General features: G+C 36.4%; 13 protein-coding genes. 9 read left to right on the top strand and 4 right to left on the bottom strand.

Annotation, left to right across the window (positions count from 1 at the left end; translation table 11 throughout):
* Positions 1 to 101: 101 nt before the first annotated feature.
* Positions 102 to 1916, bottom strand: coding sequence for a M61 family metallopeptidase (locus ACSBFT_RS06485; RefSeq protein WP_489603969.1), 1815 nt, complete (start codon positions 1914 to 1916; stop codon positions 102 to 104).
* 174 nt (positions 1917 to 2090) lie between these two features.
* Here ACSBFT_RS06485 and ACSBFT_RS06480 point away from each other — a divergent pair, with 174 nt between their 5' ends.
* From ACSBFT_RS06480 to trmB, 6 genes are read left to right on the top strand one after another with little or no spacing between them, the layout of a single operon-like run.
* Positions 2091 to 5087 (top strand): tetratricopeptide repeat protein, encoded by a 2997-nt coding sequence (locus tag ACSBFT_RS06480; protein ID WP_489603968.1) that lies wholly within the window; start codon positions 2091 to 2093, stop codon positions 5085 to 5087.
* Positions 5088 to 5106: 19 nt separating this feature from the next.
* Positions 5107 to 6807: a TonB-dependent receptor gene (locus ACSBFT_RS06475; RefSeq protein WP_489603967.1), complete on the top strand. Its 1701-nt coding sequence runs from the start codon at positions 5107 to 5109 to the stop codon at positions 6805 to 6807.
* A gap of 20 nt (positions 6808 to 6827) precedes the next feature.
* On the top strand, positions 6828 to 7841 hold the full coding sequence (locus ACSBFT_RS06470; protein ID WP_463046227.1) for an HU domain-containing protein: 1014 nt from the start codon (positions 6828 to 6830) through the stop codon (positions 7839 to 7841).
* The gene (locus ACSBFT_RS06465) at positions 7822 to 8757 is read left to right on the top strand and encodes a hypothetical protein (RefSeq protein ID WP_463046228.1); all 936 of its coding nucleotides are present in this window, start codon (positions 7822 to 7824) and stop codon (positions 8755 to 8757) included. The genes ACSBFT_RS06470 and ACSBFT_RS06465 overlap by 20 nt, the downstream gene beginning before the upstream one ends.
* Before the next feature lie 41 nt (positions 8758 to 8798).
* The gene (locus tag ACSBFT_RS06460) at positions 8799 to 10097 is read left to right on the top strand and encodes a bifunctional folylpolyglutamate synthase/dihydrofolate synthase (RefSeq protein WP_489603966.1); all 1299 of its coding nucleotides are present in this window, start codon (positions 8799 to 8801) and stop codon (positions 10095 to 10097) included.
* A gap of 4 nt (positions 10098 to 10101) precedes the next feature.
* The gene (trmB, locus tag ACSBFT_RS06455; RefSeq protein WP_463046230.1) at positions 10102 to 10764 is read left to right on the top strand and encodes a tRNA (guanosine(46)-N7)-methyltransferase TrmB; all 663 of its coding nucleotides are present in this window, start codon (positions 10102 to 10104) and stop codon (positions 10762 to 10764) included.
* Positions 10765 to 11077: 313 nt separating this feature from the next.
* On the opposite strand, the gene gap is transcribed toward trmB, so the two are convergent.
* A complete protein-coding gene (gene gap / locus ACSBFT_RS06450) occupies positions 11078 to 12085 on the bottom strand; it encodes a type I glyceraldehyde-3-phosphate dehydrogenase (protein WP_463046231.1) in 1008 nt (335 codons plus the stop codon).
* A gap of 406 nt (positions 12086 to 12491) precedes the next feature.
* Between gap and ACSBFT_RS06445 the strand changes: the two genes are divergently transcribed.
* The 3 genes from ACSBFT_RS06445 to ACSBFT_RS06435 all read left to right on the top strand — a co-directional run bounded on the left by ACSBFT_RS06445 (position 12492) and on the right by ACSBFT_RS06435 (position 14462).
* Entirely contained in the window at positions 12492 to 13310 is an 819-nt protein-coding gene (locus tag ACSBFT_RS06445) for a 2,3,4,5-tetrahydropyridine-2,6-dicarboxylate N-succinyltransferase (RefSeq protein WP_463046232.1), read from the top strand.
* A gap of 446 nt (positions 13311 to 13756) precedes the next feature.
* Complete coding sequence (locus ACSBFT_RS06440) at positions 13757 to 14269, top strand: helix-turn-helix transcriptional regulator (RefSeq protein ID WP_463046233.1); 513 nt, start codon at positions 13757 to 13759, stop codon at positions 14267 to 14269.
* A gap of 13 nt (positions 14270 to 14282) precedes the next feature.
* Positions 14283 to 14462, top strand: a complete 180-nt coding sequence (locus ACSBFT_RS06435) for a hypothetical protein (RefSeq protein WP_489603965.1) — start codon at positions 14283 to 14285, stop codon at positions 14460 to 14462.
* Between the two features lie 468 nt (positions 14463 to 14930).
* Here the strand turns inward: ACSBFT_RS06435 and ACSBFT_RS06430 are convergent, their stop codons facing one another.
* Together ACSBFT_RS06430 and gyrA are read right to left on the bottom strand one after the other, a co-directional pair.
* Complete coding sequence (locus tag ACSBFT_RS06430) at positions 14931 to 16013, bottom strand: tetratricopeptide repeat protein (protein ID WP_489603964.1); 1083 nt, start codon at positions 16011 to 16013, stop codon at positions 14931 to 14933.
* Between the two features lie 104 nt (positions 16014 to 16117).
* Positions 16118 to 18658: a DNA gyrase subunit A gene (gene gyrA / locus ACSBFT_RS06425; protein ID WP_463045768.1), complete on the bottom strand. Its 2541-nt coding sequence runs from the start codon at positions 18656 to 18658 to the stop codon at positions 16118 to 16120.
* Positions 18659 to 18668: the final 10 nt, after the last annotated feature.

The raw sequence follows: 18668 nt of genomic DNA, 5'->3' as shown, positions 1-18668 counted from the left end.
GGACTGTTTTCGGCTATAATTAATTTTCAAGAAAACGCTAAAAAGTATAAAGGCTGTATCATCCGAAATGACACAGCCTTCATTCTTAAGTATTTTCGGAATTAGTTACCTACAAATTTGCTGTATGCTTTTGCTTGATCGGCACTCATTTTCTTTATTTTTTCAAGAGAATATGATTTTCGAGGATCTTTTTGAAGCTCAAAAGTAAACTCGAATTCTTCTGCATTCCTATTCACTTTTACGGTCATTTTTTCACCTACTTTTTTACCAATCAAGGCATTGGCGAAATTGATGTTGCTATTTCCATTAATGCTTATAATTTGGTCACCCACATTTAAGCCCGAGTGGTACGCACTTCCATCGCTGCTTAACCTATAAATGGCTCCGCTGCGATCTGTAATACCTAAATATGGAAGTTCAGAATTTTCTTTTGCGTCGGTGATTTGAAGCCCCACACCTTTATAGATTTGATCATAATCAGGCGTTTCTGTTCCTGCAATGTATTTCTGGAAGAAGTAGTCCAGTTTTCCACCATGAATCTCTTCCACAGCCATCTGAAATTCTTCATCAGTATAGCCTCTCCCTAATTCCTTATAATATTTCTGATATAAAAGTTTCATGACATCATCTAATGACCTTTCTGCTTTGCTGTTAGCAATAATTTTCGCATTCAAAAAAGCTGCCAATACACCCCCTTTTCCGTAGTAAGAAATTCTACTATTGTTTGCGTTTTCATTGGGTCTATAATATTTAATCCAAGCATCCCAAGAGGCTTCTGTTGCAGATTGAACCTTGTTACCTGGGGTATTTTCGGCAGTAGAAATTGCAGATGCAATAACCTGAAGCATATCCTCTTCTCCAATCATTCCAGCCCTTTTCAGGATTATTTCTTCGTAAAAGCTTGTAAAACCTTCTGCAACCCATAACATGTGGGTGTAGTTTTCTTTTTCATAATCGAACGGTCCAAGAGCTACTGGGCGTATTCTCTTTACATTCCATAAGTGAAAATATTCATGGGCCAATAAATTAAAAAGAGCAACATATGCTTTTTCAGAACTGTATGCGTAGGTAGAAGTCTGACAAGTAGAAGAAAACAAATGCTCTAAACCACCGCCAATGCCTGGTTGATGATGGATGATGAATAAATAATTATCCAGCGGGTTTTCACCAACTACTGATGTGGCGGCTTCCACCAATTTTTTATAATCCTTAAGCAGTTTTGCCTTATCGTAATTTAAAGGGGAAGAGCTATACATGGCCACTCTGTGTGGGATACCAAGAGCCTCGAACTCCAAAACTTCGTGGTTTCCTATTTCAATTGGGCTATCCACCAAAGTGTCAAAATCTTTAATAACAAAAGTGTTTTTAGCTGTCTCTGGTAGAGCTGTTGATATGGTAGACCATTTCTCATAAGGATTTATCTTTAAGTCCGCGACCTTTTTCATCAGCTCAGGAACAAACATAAATATGCTGGCCCCATTTAAAAAACCATGACTGGCGTCAATGAAAGAGGTTCTTACCGTCAATTCGTTAGCATAAACCTTATAATCAACTTTGACGTCTTTGGAGTTCTGAATATCAATCTGCCATGTGTTCTTGTCTATCTTTTTAAAAGGTAGGGTCTTTCCGCTTTCGTTGGTAGCTTTAAAATTTTCTACATTTCCAGCATACTCCCTAACTAAATAAGAACCAGGGGTCCAGACGGGCATTTTAACCAATACATGTTTTTTATCTAGCAAACTGGAATTAGTAAGTGGACTGTTAATGGTCATTCCTACTTCAAAGTAATGTGTTTCAGGTTCAGGCATACTTAATTCATAAGAAATTGCCGTGTTAGATTGACCTAAAACATGGGAGTGGAATGAGAATAAAGTAGTGGTAATAAGGAGATAAAAGAGGTACTTTCTGAGCTTCATAAATAGAGAATTGTTGATTTTTATTCGTTGAAAGATTAATTTTGCAATTTTAAGCAAAACCCGACGTTAAAAGCGTAATATTCTAAAAGAAAACTTAAAACCGCAAAACGCTGCATATTGAGATACATCTTTCCTAAATTTGGTTTTTAACACTATCACAGAATTCGCTTTTCGATGAAAAAAATCTTTTCGATTGTTTTTTCTTGTATCGTTTACTCGCCTTTAGTTTTTTCTCAAAACACACTTAGTTATACAGAAACGGAAGCCCACTATAACACAGGGGTGGAACTTTTCGAGAAAAAAGCTTATTCGGCAGCAAGAAAAGAATTTAAAACTTACGTAGATAAATCCTCTACGTCTTTTAATCCGAACCAATTCAATATCGCTAATGCCGAGTATTACTCTGCCGTATCGGCACTATATACCAATGCCACAGATGCGGATATTGAAGTTCACAGATTTGTACTGAATCACAGTGAACATCCAAAGGCTAAAATAATCTTTAGTGATCTAGGAGAAAATTTCTACGAAAAAGGAGATTATGCTAAAGCCATTGAATACCTCACCAAGGCCATTGACTTTAGACAAGATAATATTGCCATTTACGAACTTAGATATAAGTTGGGCATCTCCTATTATCAACTAAAAGATTTTGATAAGGCACTTGTTGAATTTAATTACGTGAAAAGAACGGTGGCAGAAAATGCTATCAATGCCGCTTATTATGCTGCCGTAATAAATTTCCAAAATGAAAACTTTGATGATGCACTAGTAGATCTACACCGGGTAGAGAATGTAAATCCTTATAAAATTGAAGTTCCTAACTGGATAGCCCAGATTTTGTACCGACAAGAAAAATATGATGAGCTTTTAGCCTATGCAGAGCCTATTATTGCAAGCCCAAACGGACGTAAAACGGATGAAATATGTATGGTAGCGGCTGAAGTACTGTTCTTTAAAAATGATTTTGAAAGAGCCGCTCAGTATTATGATAGATTTAAAGTTTTAAGAAGGGGTACTGTAGACCCACAGTTAACTTTTAGACATGGATACAGTCTATATAAAACAGAACAGCATAAAAAGGCCATTGATGTTTTTAAAATCATAGCAGATAGAGAAGATGAATTAGGGCAGCAGGCGGCTTATTATTTAGGTATTTCAGCTTTAAACTCTGGAGATTTGACGGCCGCAATGGCGGCATTTGATTTTGCCAGAAAGACCGATTTCGATCTAGAAATAAAAGAGGAAGCAAGTTTCAATTATATAAAAGTTCAACTAGAACAAAACAACACAGAGTCAGCCATAACTTCTCTTAGAGATTATGTGATGAACTATCCTTCTGGCAAATATATTGACGAGGCCAACGAATTAATGAGTGAGGTACTTTTTGAAACCAATGATTATGAGAAGGCCATTGGTTACATTGAGAACCTTAAAAGAACAACAATTAAAATAGATCAAGCGTATCAAAAGCTATGTTATGCACAGGCGGTCATAGAATATAATGCGGAGTCTTTTGATAAAGCCATTACCTATTTTGATAAGGCCATCAGCAAGCCTATAGATAAGACCATTGTTCAAAATGCTAAATTCTGGAAAGCAGAAGCTTCTTTTGCGGCTGAAAAACCAGGTGCGGAAGCTTTATACAAAGAAGTATCCCAGTCTGGGTCAAAAGAACAAAGGAATAAGAGTTTATATAGCCTTGGGTACCTGGCTTATAACAAAGAACAGTATGCACAAGCTCTCAATTACTTCAAAGATTTCTTAGCTTCTTCCAGTACCGCAGATTCTCAGCAGAGTAGAGAAGATGCACTCTTAAGGGTTGCCGATTGCTATTTAATTCGTAAAGATTTCGCTAATGCTTTAAAAAGCTATAATTCAGCCCTTGACAACAACCGTTCAGACAAAGACTACGCATTATTCCAAAAGGGGGTTACTTTAGATTTTATGGGTCGTAAAGCAGAAGCCCAAGCCGCTTTTGACCAGTTCGCAAGAGTCTATGACAATTCTAGATTATTAGACGACGCCTTGTTTGAAAGAGGAAACCTAGAAATGGAAAAACATGATTATTTGACGGCTATTACTACACTATCTGAAATGCTCAGAAAACGACCAAGGTCAGTGTTGGTTCCGTATGCATTGTTAAAAAGAGCCCTTGCTTATGGTAATGTTCAGAATTATGATAAAGCAGTGGCAGATTATAAAATCCTTATTAATCGTTTCGGAAGTCATGAAACCTCTAATGAAGCACTCATAGGTTTAAGAGATATTATGAACTTGACCAGTAGGAGTGAAGACTTTGCAGACATAGCGGATGAATACCAAAAAAATAATCCTGGAAGCTCTTCAGCGGTAGCACTGCAATATGACGCCGCTAAAAACCTCTATTATACGGAGAAGTACGCGGCGGCCATCCCGGCTTTGAAAAGATTTATTCAGAGTAATCCATCAAACGCAAATGTTGGTGAAGCCAGATACTTAATAGCAGAAGCATATTATTTTTCAAATGACCCTGCTAGTGCCCTTCCTTATTTTAAAGATGTAGTTTCAGATGGTCAAGCTCAATGGGCTGGCAAGGCCGCGTTTAGAGCTGCCGATATTGAGTATGCAGCTGGAAACTATAGAGATGCTGTTTCGGATTATCAGAACGTATTAAGCTCAAGTGATAATAAAAGAGACCAAGTCGCGGCTTGGGAAGGTTTGTTTCAATCTTATTACTATTTGGGGGATTATGAGAATTCCATTAAGTATTGCAAAGAAGTTATTTCTGATGGTGGTGGGGTGATAATAGGCATCAAAAATAAGGCGGAGTTATTTATCGGTAAATGTCATATGAAAAGACGTGATTTTACGCAGGCTAGAGCACAGTTTGATAAAGTTATTGGTATGGATAAAGATGTTAATGGGGCAGAGGCTAAATATTTACTTGGTGAAATTCTTTTTGACAGTGGCAAATATGAAGATGCCATTAAAGAGATGCAGCAGTTGGCCCAAGTCTTCGGTGACTATGTCGTATGGTACGAAAAGGCTTTCTTACTGATTGCCGATTCCTATTTGGGTCAAAAAGACTATTTCATGGCAAAAGCTACGCTGAATTCTATTATAGAAAACTCTGGCAATCCAGAAACAGTGAGTATTGCAAAAGCCAAACTGAAAAATGTTCCTAAATAATTAGAATTTAAGTTAAAAGATGAAATTGAATTCAAATAAGATATTGTTTTTAATGTGCCTAAGCATCTCTGCTTTGGCACAAAATACGGGTATTGGTGATGAGGAAATCACCATTACTAAAGAGAAACAAGTTAAGTTACAAAAGGCCAGTAGGGTATTTGACAAAATACCGACGGAAGAGAAAGTGACTAAGAAAAGAGAAATGGCTTATACTTTTTTTGAAAAAAAGCCAAATGGCATAGAAGAAGTAGAGTTTGCACCTAACATCGTTTCACCTGTAGATGATAATAAAAAAGGGAAAACTCAAAGTGCTGGTTACGCCAATTATTTTAAAGTAGGTGCAGGTAACTATGGACGTTTATATGCAGAGACTTTTATAAACTCTGATCAAAGTAAAAAAACAGTATTCGGTATTTATGGTTTGCATAATGCGGCTAAAAGAGGACCCATTCAAGGCGTTAATTCTGGGATAAATTTAGACCAAATAAAGCTTGACGGTAAATACAATGCCAATGGGTTTGAACTTAAAGGAAATTTAGGTTTCGAAGCCAGAAATTATAGATTTTATGGCTACGATACAACAGCAAATTATGATTTCCAAAAAGATGACATTAAACAAAAATTAAATATTTTCAATTTTGGAGTCGCTTTACAGAATACCAAACCAAAACCCATTTTGGATTATTCAATAAAAACGAACATAAGAAAATTGAGTAATAAAAATGTTCTTCCTCAATATCGATATGATGCGGAAGAAACGGATTGGGGAACACAATTCGATGCCACTTTCCCGCTGATTGAAGATAGAGTTACGGCGATGGTAAAAGGGGAGACTTATTTAACAGAAAGAACGGATAGTTATTTTGACCAAGAAGTAGGGAAGAGGAATCTATTTAGAGTAGAACCTTCCTTTAATATTGATTTTAATCAGTTTAATGCTAAGCTTGGTTTTAAAGCCGTGAATGAATTTGATCAAATTACACAAGTCAATCAAACAAAAGGTTTCCCTACGGCTACTTTAACTTACAAAACACCTGCCCTTTACTACTTTTTTGCAGGATATGATGGAGATATCATTCGTAATACTTTAGGCTCAATGTTAGACCAAAACCCTTGGTTAAAACCGAATGTATCGATTCTAAATACCACCAAAGACATGGAAGTATTTATTGGTAGCCGAGGAGATTTATTTTCAGGTTTGAATTACAACTTCAAAGCATCTTACGGGCAGTTTACTGGTTTGTATTTTTTCAATACTTATGAAGGCGATCCTAGAACGCGTCAATTTGAAATAGAATATGATAACAATCGAACAGATTTTGTCAATGTTTCTGCGGAGTTTAATTACCAGCCAAAGGAATTTTGGAGAACTAACTTAACAGCGGATTATTGGTATTATGAAACCATTGAATTTGACAAACCTTACCACAGGCCATCGTTTGAAGGTAGACTAGGAAACACATTTGTGGTTTCTGACAAAATTGTTTCAAATATCGATTTTTACTATATTGGTAATTCTTATGCAAGAGACCCGTTCATAGGAGAGGATGTTAAACTGCCAGCCATTACAGATTTGAATGCAGAATTTACCTACCTTTTCAGTGAGCAATTTGCGTTCTTTGTGAAATTGAATAATATCATTGGTAAAAATTACCAGAGGTATTATAATTATCCGCAGCAAGGTCTTAACTTTCTTGTTGGAATAAACGTCTCTCTTTAAAACCAATATTGGCTTTCTGAATGATAAACTTTGATAAGCATCTTAAAGAATTACTTTACGAAGAAGACTTCATAGTCATTCCTGGTTTAGGTGCTTTTATAGCTTCTTTTACGCAAGCTCAAATCAAAGAAAATGGAGCGTTTATAGAACCTTTTAAAACTTTTGAGTTTAATCATTTACTAGTCTCAGATGAAGGGAATAAGTTTATTAATTATATTCTAAAAAAAGAGAACTTTTCTAAAGCGGAAATTGAAGCCCGACTCAAAGCTTACTTATTTGATTTCAAAACGGGTTTAAATACGAACAATAAATTAGTCTTGGCTGATGTTTGTGTTATTAGCAAATCGGAAGACGGACATTTAGAAGGGCAATTTATTCCTGAAATCAACTATTATACTAAACCTAGTTTTTCAGATATTGAGTTTACGGTTCCAGCTAAACCAGCGTTAAAAGTCTCAGAACCGATAAGTGATACTCCTGAACCATCAAATGCCTCGGTTGGGGAAAACACAACTCTTGGGGCGTATGAATATCAGTATCAAGAAGAGGAAGAAAGTAAGCCATGGTTAAAATATTTGCTTTACATTCTGCCTGTATTATTTATATTTGGTGCTTTATATTACGTGATTCTCTATAGGCCTTTTCAAAAAAGAGAAATTCCAGTTCTTGATACGACCATACAAAGTGTTCCAGATAGTGTTGTTTACGAGAATGATAGTTTAATGGGAGATTCTACTTCTCAGGAAATGATACTTAAGGAAATTCACGAGGGTCTTGTGGAGCAGGGCAGCGAAAATATAAAAAGATTTGAAGTTTCTGCTGGGCTTTTCAAAAATAAGGAAAACGCCAATAAATTAGTAGACAAAATGAAGTCCGCTGGTTTTAATGCAGAAATAAAGGTGGTTAATGGCATGAGAAGGGTATATGTGCCCGTTATAGGAATAGAAGAAGCAGAAACCATGTCTGCTAGTATAGAACAGTTCACCGGCGATAAGTCCGTATATTTTGACGAAAATGGAATTAGCAATAGATAATAAAGAGCATAAAAGGAAAGCACTCATGATTAGTGCTGGGCTTTACGTTTTGTTTTTGGCAGCTTTAGTTTTTTTTAAAATCATTTATGATCCTAAAGAAGAGCCCATAGCCATGGGCGTGGATTTAAATTACGGTTTAGATTTAACTGGATATGGTGATATTCAAACCACCAATAAGGCCAGTAACTCTCCTAATAATTATGATGTAAAACCAGCGGATAAAGCCACTACGCAAAAGGCGGTTACGCCTCCTGCAAAAGTTGTTCCTACACCAAGCACAAAACCTACCCCTCCTAAAAGTACGCCACAAAAAACACCACCTGTTATAACTTCAGAAGCGGAGAAATCTCCCGTGATTATGAAGAAAACACCAACAAACTCAAAACCGCAACCAGCAAGTCCTAGCCCTAGTGCTCCCGCATCAAAACCTACGCCGCCCGCACCTTCTAGAAGTGTAGACACTGGTTCTGTAATGAAAAAATCTGGGTCTGGTAGTAATTCTAACGGAACCACAGGAACGAGAGATGGTGAAGGAGGAAATAATAATGGTGATGGAAGACCTGGGGATGTAGGAGATCAAGGTGATCCAAGGGGTACACCAGACGGAAAAAGCCTTTATGGTAATCCTGGTGCTGGAGGAAACGGTGGAGCCTCAGTAAGTATTTCTGGATGGAATAGAAAGAGTTTTACCTTACCTAAAGATAATAGCTCAGAGACAGGTATTATCGTATTTAAGGTTACTGTGGATAATAGAGGAGAGGTAATTGCTATAGTGCCGAGCCAATCTACCGTAAGTCCAAGTGTAACTAATTTTTACAAAAACTACATTCAACAGAGGTTAGGAAGCTTTTTAACACCACAAGGAACTCCGCCTCCAAAATCAAGCGGAACTATTACTATTAACATTACAAATTAGCCTTAAGCCTTAGTATTTTTGCGAACATTTTGTTAGCAAAAATGAATTATCAAGAAACCGTAACATATTTATACGCTCAGTTGCCAGCATTTCAGAATTCTGGTATCAAGGCTATAAAACCTTCATTAAAGAATATTGAAGCGTTCTGTCAATATTTGGGGAATCCTGAATTAAAGTTTAAAAGTATTCATGTGGCGGGCACCAATGGTAAAGGAAGTTCCTCCCATATGTTGGCTTCTATATTTCAAGAAGCCGGATATAAAACGGGATTGTATACCTCCCCACATCTTAAAGATTTCCGAGAACGATTTAAAATCAATGGAAATATAGTCGAAGAGAACTATGTGATCAATTTCGTTGAAAAACATAAGGAATATATCGCCGAATTAAAACCCTCATTTTTTGAAGTGACTGTTGCCATGGCTTTTGAACTCTTTGCTAAGGAAGAGGTAGAAATAGCCATTATAGAAACTGGGCTTGGAGGAAGGCTAGACTCTACCAATATTATAAAACCTATTCTTTCTCTAATTACAAATATAGGATTTGACCATGTGGATGTACTTGGTGATACCCTTGAGAAAATAGCATTTGAGAAAGCTGGAATCATTAAAGAAAATATTCCAGTAGTCATTTCTGAAAAGGATATATCAACTACAAAGATATTTCTTGAGCAAGCTAAATTAAGAAAGTCTGAAATTATATTTGCTCAGGAGCGTTATATTGGTCGCTTCATAAAAGAGAAAGAAGGATTAACTAATTATATAGTTGATGGTTTGAAGAATGATGATGAGTTTGAAATCGGTTTGGATCTTCAGGGTGCTTATCAAAAACAGAACTTATTAGGTGTTATCACTTGTGTTAATATAATTAACAATTCATCAGGCTATAATATATCTAGTAAATCACTGACTTCAGGGCTAGCACATGTTATAAGAAATACGGGATTAAAAGGAAGGTGGCAAAAAATGGCCATTAATCCTTTAACCATTTGTGATACAGGGCATAACCCTCATGCCTTTAGATTACTACAGACATATCTTAGTAAACATGTCTATAATAGAGTACATTTTATATTGGGTTTTGCTGCGGACAAAGATTTGAAGACTACTTTAAATTTATTACCTCATGATGCCAGTTATTACTTTTGTTCGTTTAATTCGTTGCGTTCGAAATCATTAGAAGAACTAAAAGCCTGTGCTAATAAGTTTAACATATTAGATTCATATTACTTTGCTAATGTTAATGATGCTTTAGTTGTCGCAAAAGAAAGAGCTTTGAAAAACGATTTTATTTATATTGGAGGAAGTACCTATTTAGTAGCAGAATTAGAAAATTTATAATCAAGTGTCGAGAAGAAAATTACATAGATTTCAGCATAATCAGGAGGTTTGGAACGTGATAGAGAATGGTAAGCCTCTGTATACCACTATTAAAGGAAATTGGAATAAGGTTTATTTTGAGAAAAAGCAACCTTTGGTATTAGAATTAGCCTGTGGTAAAGGAGAATATACCGTTGGTCTAGCTGAAAACGTACCGGATAAAAACTTCATTGGTATTGATATCAAAGGGGACAGGATTGCCAGGGGAAGTAAGAGAGCGTTAGATAAAGATCTGAAAAATGCTTCTTTTTTGAGGACTGGAATTCAGTATTTGGATGAGTTTTTTGAAGAAAAAGAAGTTGATGAAATCTGGCTTATTCATCCAGATCCACAACCCAGCGAGAAACAAGAGCGAAAGCGTCTTACCAATCAACACTTTCTTAATTTATATAAGAAGTACCTTAAAAAAGATGGCCTTTTTAGGCTCAAAACGGATAGTCCATTTCTCTATGAATATAGCCTAGAGATGATATCTAATGATAGTGATTTCGAGATATTGGGATATACAGATGATTTATATCATTCGGCTCTGTTAGCAGAACACCATGGTATACAGACTCATTATGAGAACCTATGGGTGGAAAAAGGTTATACCATTAACTATATTAAAGCTAAACTATTGGTTTAACCCGGTTTATGCATTGCAGAATTGTAATGAGTAGCTAAAGTACGATAAATCAGACAATTAAAGGAAATTAGCATAGCGTTTACCCTGAGCTAATGTCGATGTGCTATGGTGTTTGAGTTTAAATGGGTGTAGCCAGTGCTGAGAGCTTGACGAAGTATACTGATTTGAAGCAATTTAGCTACGGTCCCGATAAAATCGGGAGATTGCCTAATACATAAAGCGGGTTTAATCATCAGAGATTCAATGACAGCACATAAAAAAATCCCCATCGCTAAATTAGCAATGGGGATTTTTAGTGTTTAACAAAAAATTCTTATTTCTGGATTAAACCTGCGAAATATTTAACCGTTCTAACCAACTGAGAAACGTAAGACATTTCGTTATCATACCAGCTAACAGTTTTAACCAATTGGCTATCACCTACTGTTTGTACTTTAGTTTGAGTTGCATCAAATAATGAACCATAAGTAATACCAATGATGTCTGAACTTACAATAGGGTCTTCTGTGTAACCATAACTATCAGATGCAGCAGCCTTCATTACAGCGTTGATTTCTTCAACTGTAACTTTCTTGTCTAAGATGGTTACTAATTCTGTTAACGAACCCGTCAATGTAGGAACACGTTGAGCAGCACCATCTAAAACACCATCTAATTCAGGTAATACTTTACCTATAGCTTTAGCAGCACCTGTAGTATTAGGAACTATATTTTCAGCAGCAGCTCTTCCTCTTCTAAAATCTTTATGAGGACCATCTTGCGTACTTTGGTCGTTAGTGTAAGCATGAATTGTAGTCATTAAGCCCGTTTTGATGCCAAATGAGTTGTTCAATGCTTGAGCCATAGGAGCTAAGCAGTTTGTTGTACAAGAAGCTCCAGAAATGATAGTTTCTGTACCATCTAAAGTTTCATGATTTACACCAAATACTATCATTTTTACATCACCCGTAGCTGGTGCAGAAATAACCACTCTTTTAGCACCTGCTTTAAGGTGTGCAGAAGCTTTCTCGTCAGAAGCGAAAAATCCGGTACACTCTAAAACCACATCAACATCATGCTGAGCCCATGGAATTTGAGATGGGTCTCTTTGAGCGTATACGTTTATATTGTCTCCGTTTACTATAATACTATTTTCAGTAGCGGTAACTTCTTGATCGAATCTACCTTGAGCCGTATCATATTTTAAGAGATAAGCTAGTGATTCTGGGCTTGTAAGGTCGTTAATGGCCACAATATCAATGCCTTCCATGTTATATATCTGACGATAAACTAATCTTCCGATTCTTCCAAAGCCATTAATAGCAACTTTAATATCCTTCATTTCTGTTATAATTTTTATGGTAAATGATACACAAAAATAGCACTTTTATAATAATGCTGAAGTATTCTATGAAAGTAGCAAGAAGTTACGGGAATAATACAATTTATTTTTATGTCATTAATATTGTTAAAATAAATAGCACTCTTAACTGTTTGGGTTTTAATACTAAGGGTAGGAGGGTTTGAAAAATACAAATGCTTAGAAGATGGGCAATTTAGAATTATGTCTTAGTTTTGCGGAATGCTTGAAGGTGACGAGCGGTAGCCAAATATTATTTGGTTGCCAAAAGTGCAAAATAACATCCTGCTTTTTGGGTTCATTCACGACCTATATTACTCGACTAACCAGTCATTTGAGTATGTTATAATCAAGTAAAAATTTATTAACCAAATATTTGAATAGTTTAATGGAAGAACGTCAAAAAATAATCCTTGAAGCCTGGGATAACAGAGAATTATTAAAGAGTGAGCATGTAATTACTGCCATTAATGATGTAGTGGAAGCGGTAGATAAAGGAGAGTTAAGGGTAGCGGAACCATTAGAAGATGGTTCTTGGCAAACCAATGAGTGGGTAAAAAAAGCAATTATTCTTTATTTCCCTCTGAGAAAGATGGTTCCTACAGAGGTTGGAATATTTGAATTCCATGATAAAATGGATTTAAAAACGAATTATGCTGAATTGGGTGTAAGGGTTGTTCCTCCGGCGGTTGCTAGATATGGTGCTTATTTAGCCCCTGGTGTAATTTTAATGCCTTCTTATGTCAATATTGGAGCATTTGTAGACTCTGGAACCATGGTGGATACCTGGGCCACAGTGGGTAGCTGTGCTCAAATTGGTAAGAATGTTCATTTGAGCGGTGGAGTTGGCATAGGAGGAGTTTTAGAGCCTGCTCAGGCATCGCCAGTTATTATTGAGGATGGTGCTTTTATTGGCTCTAGGTGTATTGTAGTAGAAGGTGTTCATATTGGTAAACGTGCTGTCCTAGGAGCTGGAGTAACCATTACTAAAAGCTCAAAGATAATAGATGTTACTGGGGATGAACCCGTTATTTATAAAGGTTATGTTCCTGCAGATTCTGTGGTTATTCCTGGGACTCAGGTTAAGTCATTCCCTGCCGGTGATTACAGTGTCCCTTGTGCTTTAATTATTGGTAAAAGAAAGGCCAGTACCGACTTAAAGACATCTCTCAACGATGCACTTCGAGAGAATGACGTAGCGGTTTAAGATGTAGAAAGGAACCTAGAATGATAAAAAGCAAATAGCCACACTTTAAAAAGTGTGGCTATTTTATTTTAAGACAATCTCAAAGGATTAACGTCTTAAAGTTTTATTTATATTATTGGAAAGTTACACGTAGTCGGAATCTCTTTTCGCGACTTATTATATTCAAAGGTAGCATATAATAAATGTTAATTCCAAAGACTATTTCATTTATTTTTGAAAATTTATGAAATGCTATGAGTCGCCAAACCTTCTTTTCTCTCACAAATATTTTGATATAACTACTTAGTATAGAAGAAAGTCTGAATTTACAATCATAAACACCCAACAACAGAAATGTAAATTTACTAAGTTTAGTAATGTAAGTTGACTATTTGGAAATGTAAACCAATTGACATATATTTGTAAACGATGAATTGATATTTCTATAAGAGAACGATTATAATAAGATGACTTTAAACCAGAAAATTGAAATAATTATTAAAGAGCTAGGCTTTAGTAGTTCTAAATTTGCTGATCATATTGGTGTTAGTAGGCCCATCATTAGCCATATTATTGCCGGAAGAAATAGGCCAAGTTTAGAAATTATTCAAAAAATTCTTATGCAATTTCCACAATTGGGTGTGCAATGGACTTTTGATGAGCATGCGTTGAATCTAGATTTGTTAAAAATAATAGCAGAAGACGCTCATACAGAAAATGAGGATATAAAAGAAGCACAAGCGGATCTATTCTCAGCGAATGCTGCTTCAGCAGGTGAGAAAGAGATAGTGAAGATAGTCGTCTTTTACGATGATAATTCTTTCACTGATTTTAAGTCGTCTAATGTTGGGGCAGCTATGGCTTCAAATTCGGTGTCTTCGTCTTTAAACAACGATGCTAAATATGTTCATCAGAAAATGATTAGTAAAATTGTTCTATTCTATAACGATAATTCTTTTTCTGACTTTAAACCTGCCTAAAAGCATTCTTTCTATGAGTACTAGAAAATTAGCATACTTCTATTTACCAATCTTGGCCATTCTCTTAATTCTTGTGGCCACAAGCCTGGATTATTATTATGGAAGACCTATTCGTGTCTTAGGAGTTGTTTTTGTAGGTTTTATGGGCCTTTTGCTGATAGTTGGTATAAGAAATAAGGTTTGGCGGGATTAAACCCGGTTTATGCCTTGGAGAATCGCAAAGAGTTTTAAGTGGAATAAATCAGACATTTAAACGAGATAAGCATAGCAGTTTGCCCTGAGCTTTTTGTCGAAGGGTTCTGGTGATTAAGTTTAATTGAGTTTACGAACTGATTTAAGGCAATTTAGCTAGGGTATTGATAAAATCGGGAGATTTTCTAATGAATAAAGCGTGTTAAATGCTAACTATTATGGGTTAGAAACCTCCAGGGCTCACCGTTCTTGGTTTGGATAAACGGCCTTCGTATATAAAGGTTAGTTAAATCAAGAACTTTAACCATGCTTTGTAATTTAACTGCTAATAGGATTATCAAATGTAAAAGGTTGTTTTAAAGGCGGAATTCTGAGTTGTGAATATGTTATATAATATATATTATGTTAAATAGGGTTCTGTAAATTAAGGCCATTCTTTCAAATGGCCCTAAATTATAAAGTATGAAGTCTACTTACACTGACTTAAAATATTGGTAAGACTTTTTAGGTTTTCTTCAATTTCAGGCTCGCCTGGCTTAATTCTAGAACATGCTTGGAAATAAGGCTGAGAACTTCTGAATTTTTCACATGCTTTGGCTTCAATAGCAGCACCTTCTTTTTGGTAGGTCTTCATATCCATGGCGTCTACTTCTTTCTTAATTTGTACAGCATCGTTGAAATAGAATACTGCCAAGTTAAAGTTACAGTCATAGTTATCAGGATCCATTTTCAAGACACGCTTATAAATTTCTAAAGCTTTCTCTTTTTCGCCTTGATTATCGTAAAGGATACCAAGGTTTAAAAGATTATTGGTATTCGTAGGATCCGAGTCTACTAACTTTTCCATATCACCTACGGCATCACCTAGCATATCGTTATTGATATATGTATTGATCAATTCTCCTTGAAGATCTTTATCTCCAGTATCTACTACACCTTTTTTCAACCATTTGATGGATTCGTTCAAATCTCCTTTTTCTTTTGCAATAGTACTTAGGGTGTAGTAAGAGGCTGCGTCTCTCCCACCTGCTACTTCAATATATTGCTGAAAAGCTTTTGCTGCATCGTCAAAATTACCCAATTGGTTAGAAACGATTCCTGCATAGAATGTAGCCAAGGTATCTGTAGGTATTACTTCTGTACCTATTATAAATAACTTAACAGCTTCTTCTAAGCTTCCCACATTATAGTGAGCCACGCCTTGATTCATCACTGCACTGTACATTAATTCACCGTTCTTCACCGCTTTAATGTCTTCTGCAGATTCACCATCCGTGTCTAATTCTACGGCTTTATTAATCGCATTCCAGGCTTTTAAAGCAGAGGTTGAATCTTTACCACAAGATGTGGTATAATTAGCATATCCTTCCGCTAGTTTTATCCATGTACTAGCTTTAATACCTCTTTTCGCATGTTCAGAGTTCTTTATCATTGGTTTTAAAAGACTCTCTTGCGTTTGGCACTGTGCGTCATTTGCTAAATCTAAAACACTCTGACTCATGGAGAGCTGAGCGGTTAGTAAAAACGATAATGCAAAAACTACTTTTTTCATTTAGGTCTATTTTTGTTTATTTATTACTGAAACTATTTGGCCTTTTGACTACAAAATCCAAAGGATGTTTGGTTTACAATAGGCAATTAACACCAATTTAACATTTATTCTTCCGTAGTAGGTTCATTTTCAGCACCTTCAGTTAACTCGTCACCTTCTATGGGCTCTACTTCATCATCCTTAACCACTTGAGTTACTGAAGCAATGGCATCATTCCCACTGAGTTTAATAAGCCTTACACCTTGAGTCGCTCTTCCCATTACTCTCAGATCTGCTACATTCATTCTAATGGCAATACCTTTGATGGTAATAATCATTAAATCATCTTCATCAGAAACCTCTTTGATAGCCACTAACTTACCAGTTTTCTCCGTAATATTTAAGGCTTTCACACCTTTAGCACCTCTAGAAGTAATTCTATATTCGTCAATGTTAGAACGTTTGCCATAACCATTTTCAGAAACCACCATTAACTGGGTATCTTCTCTACTCACGCATACCATGCCTATGGCATGATCGTTTTCTGCTAACTTTATTCCCCTTACACCGCTGGCACCTCTACCCATGGCTCTAGCAGCAGATTCATGGAATCTGACAGCTTTCCCAGCACTTGCTGCGATAATGATATAATCATTTCCGTTTGTTAGAGAAACATCTAACAGCTGATCACCATCCTTGATGTTAATTGCAATAATACCATTAACCCTAGGTCTAGAATAAGCCTCAAGTAATGTCTTTTTAACCGTACCGTTTTTGGTACACATGATGATATAATTATTATTTATATAATCTTCATCTGTTAAAGTTTTAACATTGAGAACGGCTCTAATTCGATCGTCGGATTCGAGGTTGATTAAATTCTGTATGGCTCTTCCTTTGGCCGTTTTGCTTCCTTCTGGCACTTCAAAAACTCTTAACCAGAAAAGCTTTCCTTTTTCTGTGAAGAACAAAAGGTAATTATGGTTGGTTGCAGAGAAAAGATGCTCCGTGTAGTCGGTATCTTTAGTTTTCACTGCTCTAGAGCCCACTCCTCCTCTATTCTGAGATCTATACTCTTGAAGAGCGGTTCTTTTTACGTATCCTTCATTTGAAACCGTAACTAGCATTTCATCATCAGGGATCATATCCTCAATATTGAAATCACCACCAGCCATTTCTATCTTAGATCTACGCTCATCACCATATTTGGCTTTGATATCATCCAGATCTTCTATTACTAATTCTTCCTTAATAGTTTCAGACGCAAGAATTTCTCTTAGCCTGTCCATCAATTTCTTGATTTCTTCGTATTCTGTAATAATCTTATCTCTCTCAAGTCCCGTAAGACGTTGAAGCCTCATATCCAAAATAGCCCTAGCTTGAATTTCGGATAGTTCAAATTGGGTCATAAGACCACTTCTAGCTTCATCTGGGTCTTTAGACCCTCTAATTAAAGCAATAACGGCATCTAGATTATCTAGAGCAATCAATAAACCCTCTAAGATGTGGGCTCTTTTTTCAGCTTCTTTTAGGTCGTACTCTGTTCTTCTTGTGATAACCTCAATTCTATGTGCCACATAGTGCACAATCATATCTTTAAGGTTAAGCGTATAAGGGCGACCCTTTACCAAGGCCACGTTGTTTACACTGAAAGAAGACTGTAATTGCGTATACTTGTAAAGATTATTAAGAACTACATTAGGTACCGCATCTCTTTTTAAGTCATATACGACACGAAGCCCGTCTCTATCAGATTCGTCCCTTAGGTCAGAAATACCCTCAATTTTCTTGTCGTTAATTAGAGCTGCAGTTTTTTCAACCATGTTGGCCTTATTGACCATATATGGAATTTCTGTAATTACAATCTGCTCTTTTCCAGTTTTTGTTTGTTCAAAACTAGCGACAGAACGAATGACTATTCTTCCACGCCCAGTTTCAAAAGCAGATTTTACGCCAGAATAACCATAGATTATTCCACCTGTAGGGAAATCAGGAGCTTTTATAAACTCCATTAAACCTTCGATGTCGATGTCTTTATTTGCGATGTAGGCTTTTATACCATCTACCACCTCTGTTAAATTATGAGGGGCCATGTTAGTGGCCATACCTACTGCAATTCCAGAAGTACCGTTTAACAGTAAATTAGGGATTCTTGCTGGAAGTACGGATGGCTCTTGAAGAGAATCATCAAAGTTCGGCTGATAGTCAACCGTTTCTTTGTTAATATCTGCCAACATTTCTTCGGCAATACGCTTCAAACGGGCCTCCGTATAACGCATTGCTGCTGGAGAGTCACCATCCACTGAACCGAAGTTTCCTTGGCCATCTACTAATGGATATCTTAATGACCATTCCTGAGCCATACGCACCATTGTGTCGTAAACAGATGAGTCACCGTGAGGGTGATACTTACCTAGAACCTCCCCCACAATACGGGCAGATTTCTTATGGGCTCTGTTATGATAAACACCTAATTCTGACATGCCGTAAAGCACGCGTCGGTGAACTGGTTTAAAACCGTCTCTTACATCGGGAAGTGCACGTGAAATGATAACAGACATTGAATAATCAATGTATGCACTACGCATTTCATCTTCAATATTGATTGGAATAATGTTCCCGGATGGACTTGATTCAGGTATTGGATTATCGTTTTCCTCTGCCATAAATTAGTTT

The sequence above is a fragment of the Arcticibacterium sp. SM2516 genome, from assembly GCF_057914865.1.
This window is presented reverse-complemented; position numbering and strand designations above follow the sequence as displayed.

What these genes read in the sequence shown, in the direction of transcription:
- ACSBFT_RS06485 (WP_489603969.1), bottom strand. Translation starts at nt 1,916, where the DNA reads ATGAAGCTCAGAAAGTACCTCTTTTATCTCCTTATTACCACTACTTTA.
- ACSBFT_RS06480 (WP_489603968.1), top strand. Translation starts at nt 2,091, where the DNA reads ATGAAAAAAATCTTTTCGATTGTTTTTTCTTGTATCGTTTACTCGCCT.
- ACSBFT_RS06475 (WP_489603967.1), top strand. Translation starts at nt 5,107, where the DNA reads ATGAAATTGAATTCAAATAAGATATTGTTTTTAATGTGCCTAAGCATC.
- ACSBFT_RS06470 (WP_463046227.1), top strand. Translation starts at nt 6,828, where the DNA reads ATGATAAACTTTGATAAGCATCTTAAAGAATTACTTTACGAAGAAGAC.
- ACSBFT_RS06465 (WP_463046228.1), top strand. Translation starts at nt 7,822, where the DNA reads ATGGAATTAGCAATAGATAATAAAGAGCATAAAAGGAAAGCACTCATG.
- ACSBFT_RS06460 (WP_489603966.1), top strand. Translation starts at nt 8,799, where the DNA reads ATGAATTATCAAGAAACCGTAACATATTTATACGCTCAGTTGCCAGCA.
- gap (WP_463046231.1), bottom strand. Translation starts at nt 12,085, where the DNA reads ATGAAGGATATTAAAGTTGCTATTAATGGCTTTGGAAGAATCGGAAGA.
- ACSBFT_RS06445 (WP_463046232.1), top strand. Translation starts at nt 12,492, where the DNA reads ATGGAAGAACGTCAAAAAATAATCCTTGAAGCCTGGGATAACAGAGAA.
- ACSBFT_RS06440 (WP_463046233.1), top strand. Translation starts at nt 13,757, where the DNA reads ATGACTTTAAACCAGAAAATTGAAATAATTATTAAAGAGCTAGGCTTT.
- ACSBFT_RS06435 (WP_489603965.1), top strand. Translation starts at nt 14,283, where the DNA reads ATGAGTACTAGAAAATTAGCATACTTCTATTTACCAATCTTGGCCATT.
- ACSBFT_RS06430 (WP_489603964.1), bottom strand. Translation starts at nt 16,013, where the DNA reads ATGAAAAAAGTAGTTTTTGCATTATCGTTTTTACTAACCGCTCAGCTC.
- gyrA (WP_463045768.1), bottom strand. Translation starts at nt 18,658, where the DNA reads ATGGCAGAGGAAAACGATAATCCAATACCTGAATCAAGTCCATCCGGG.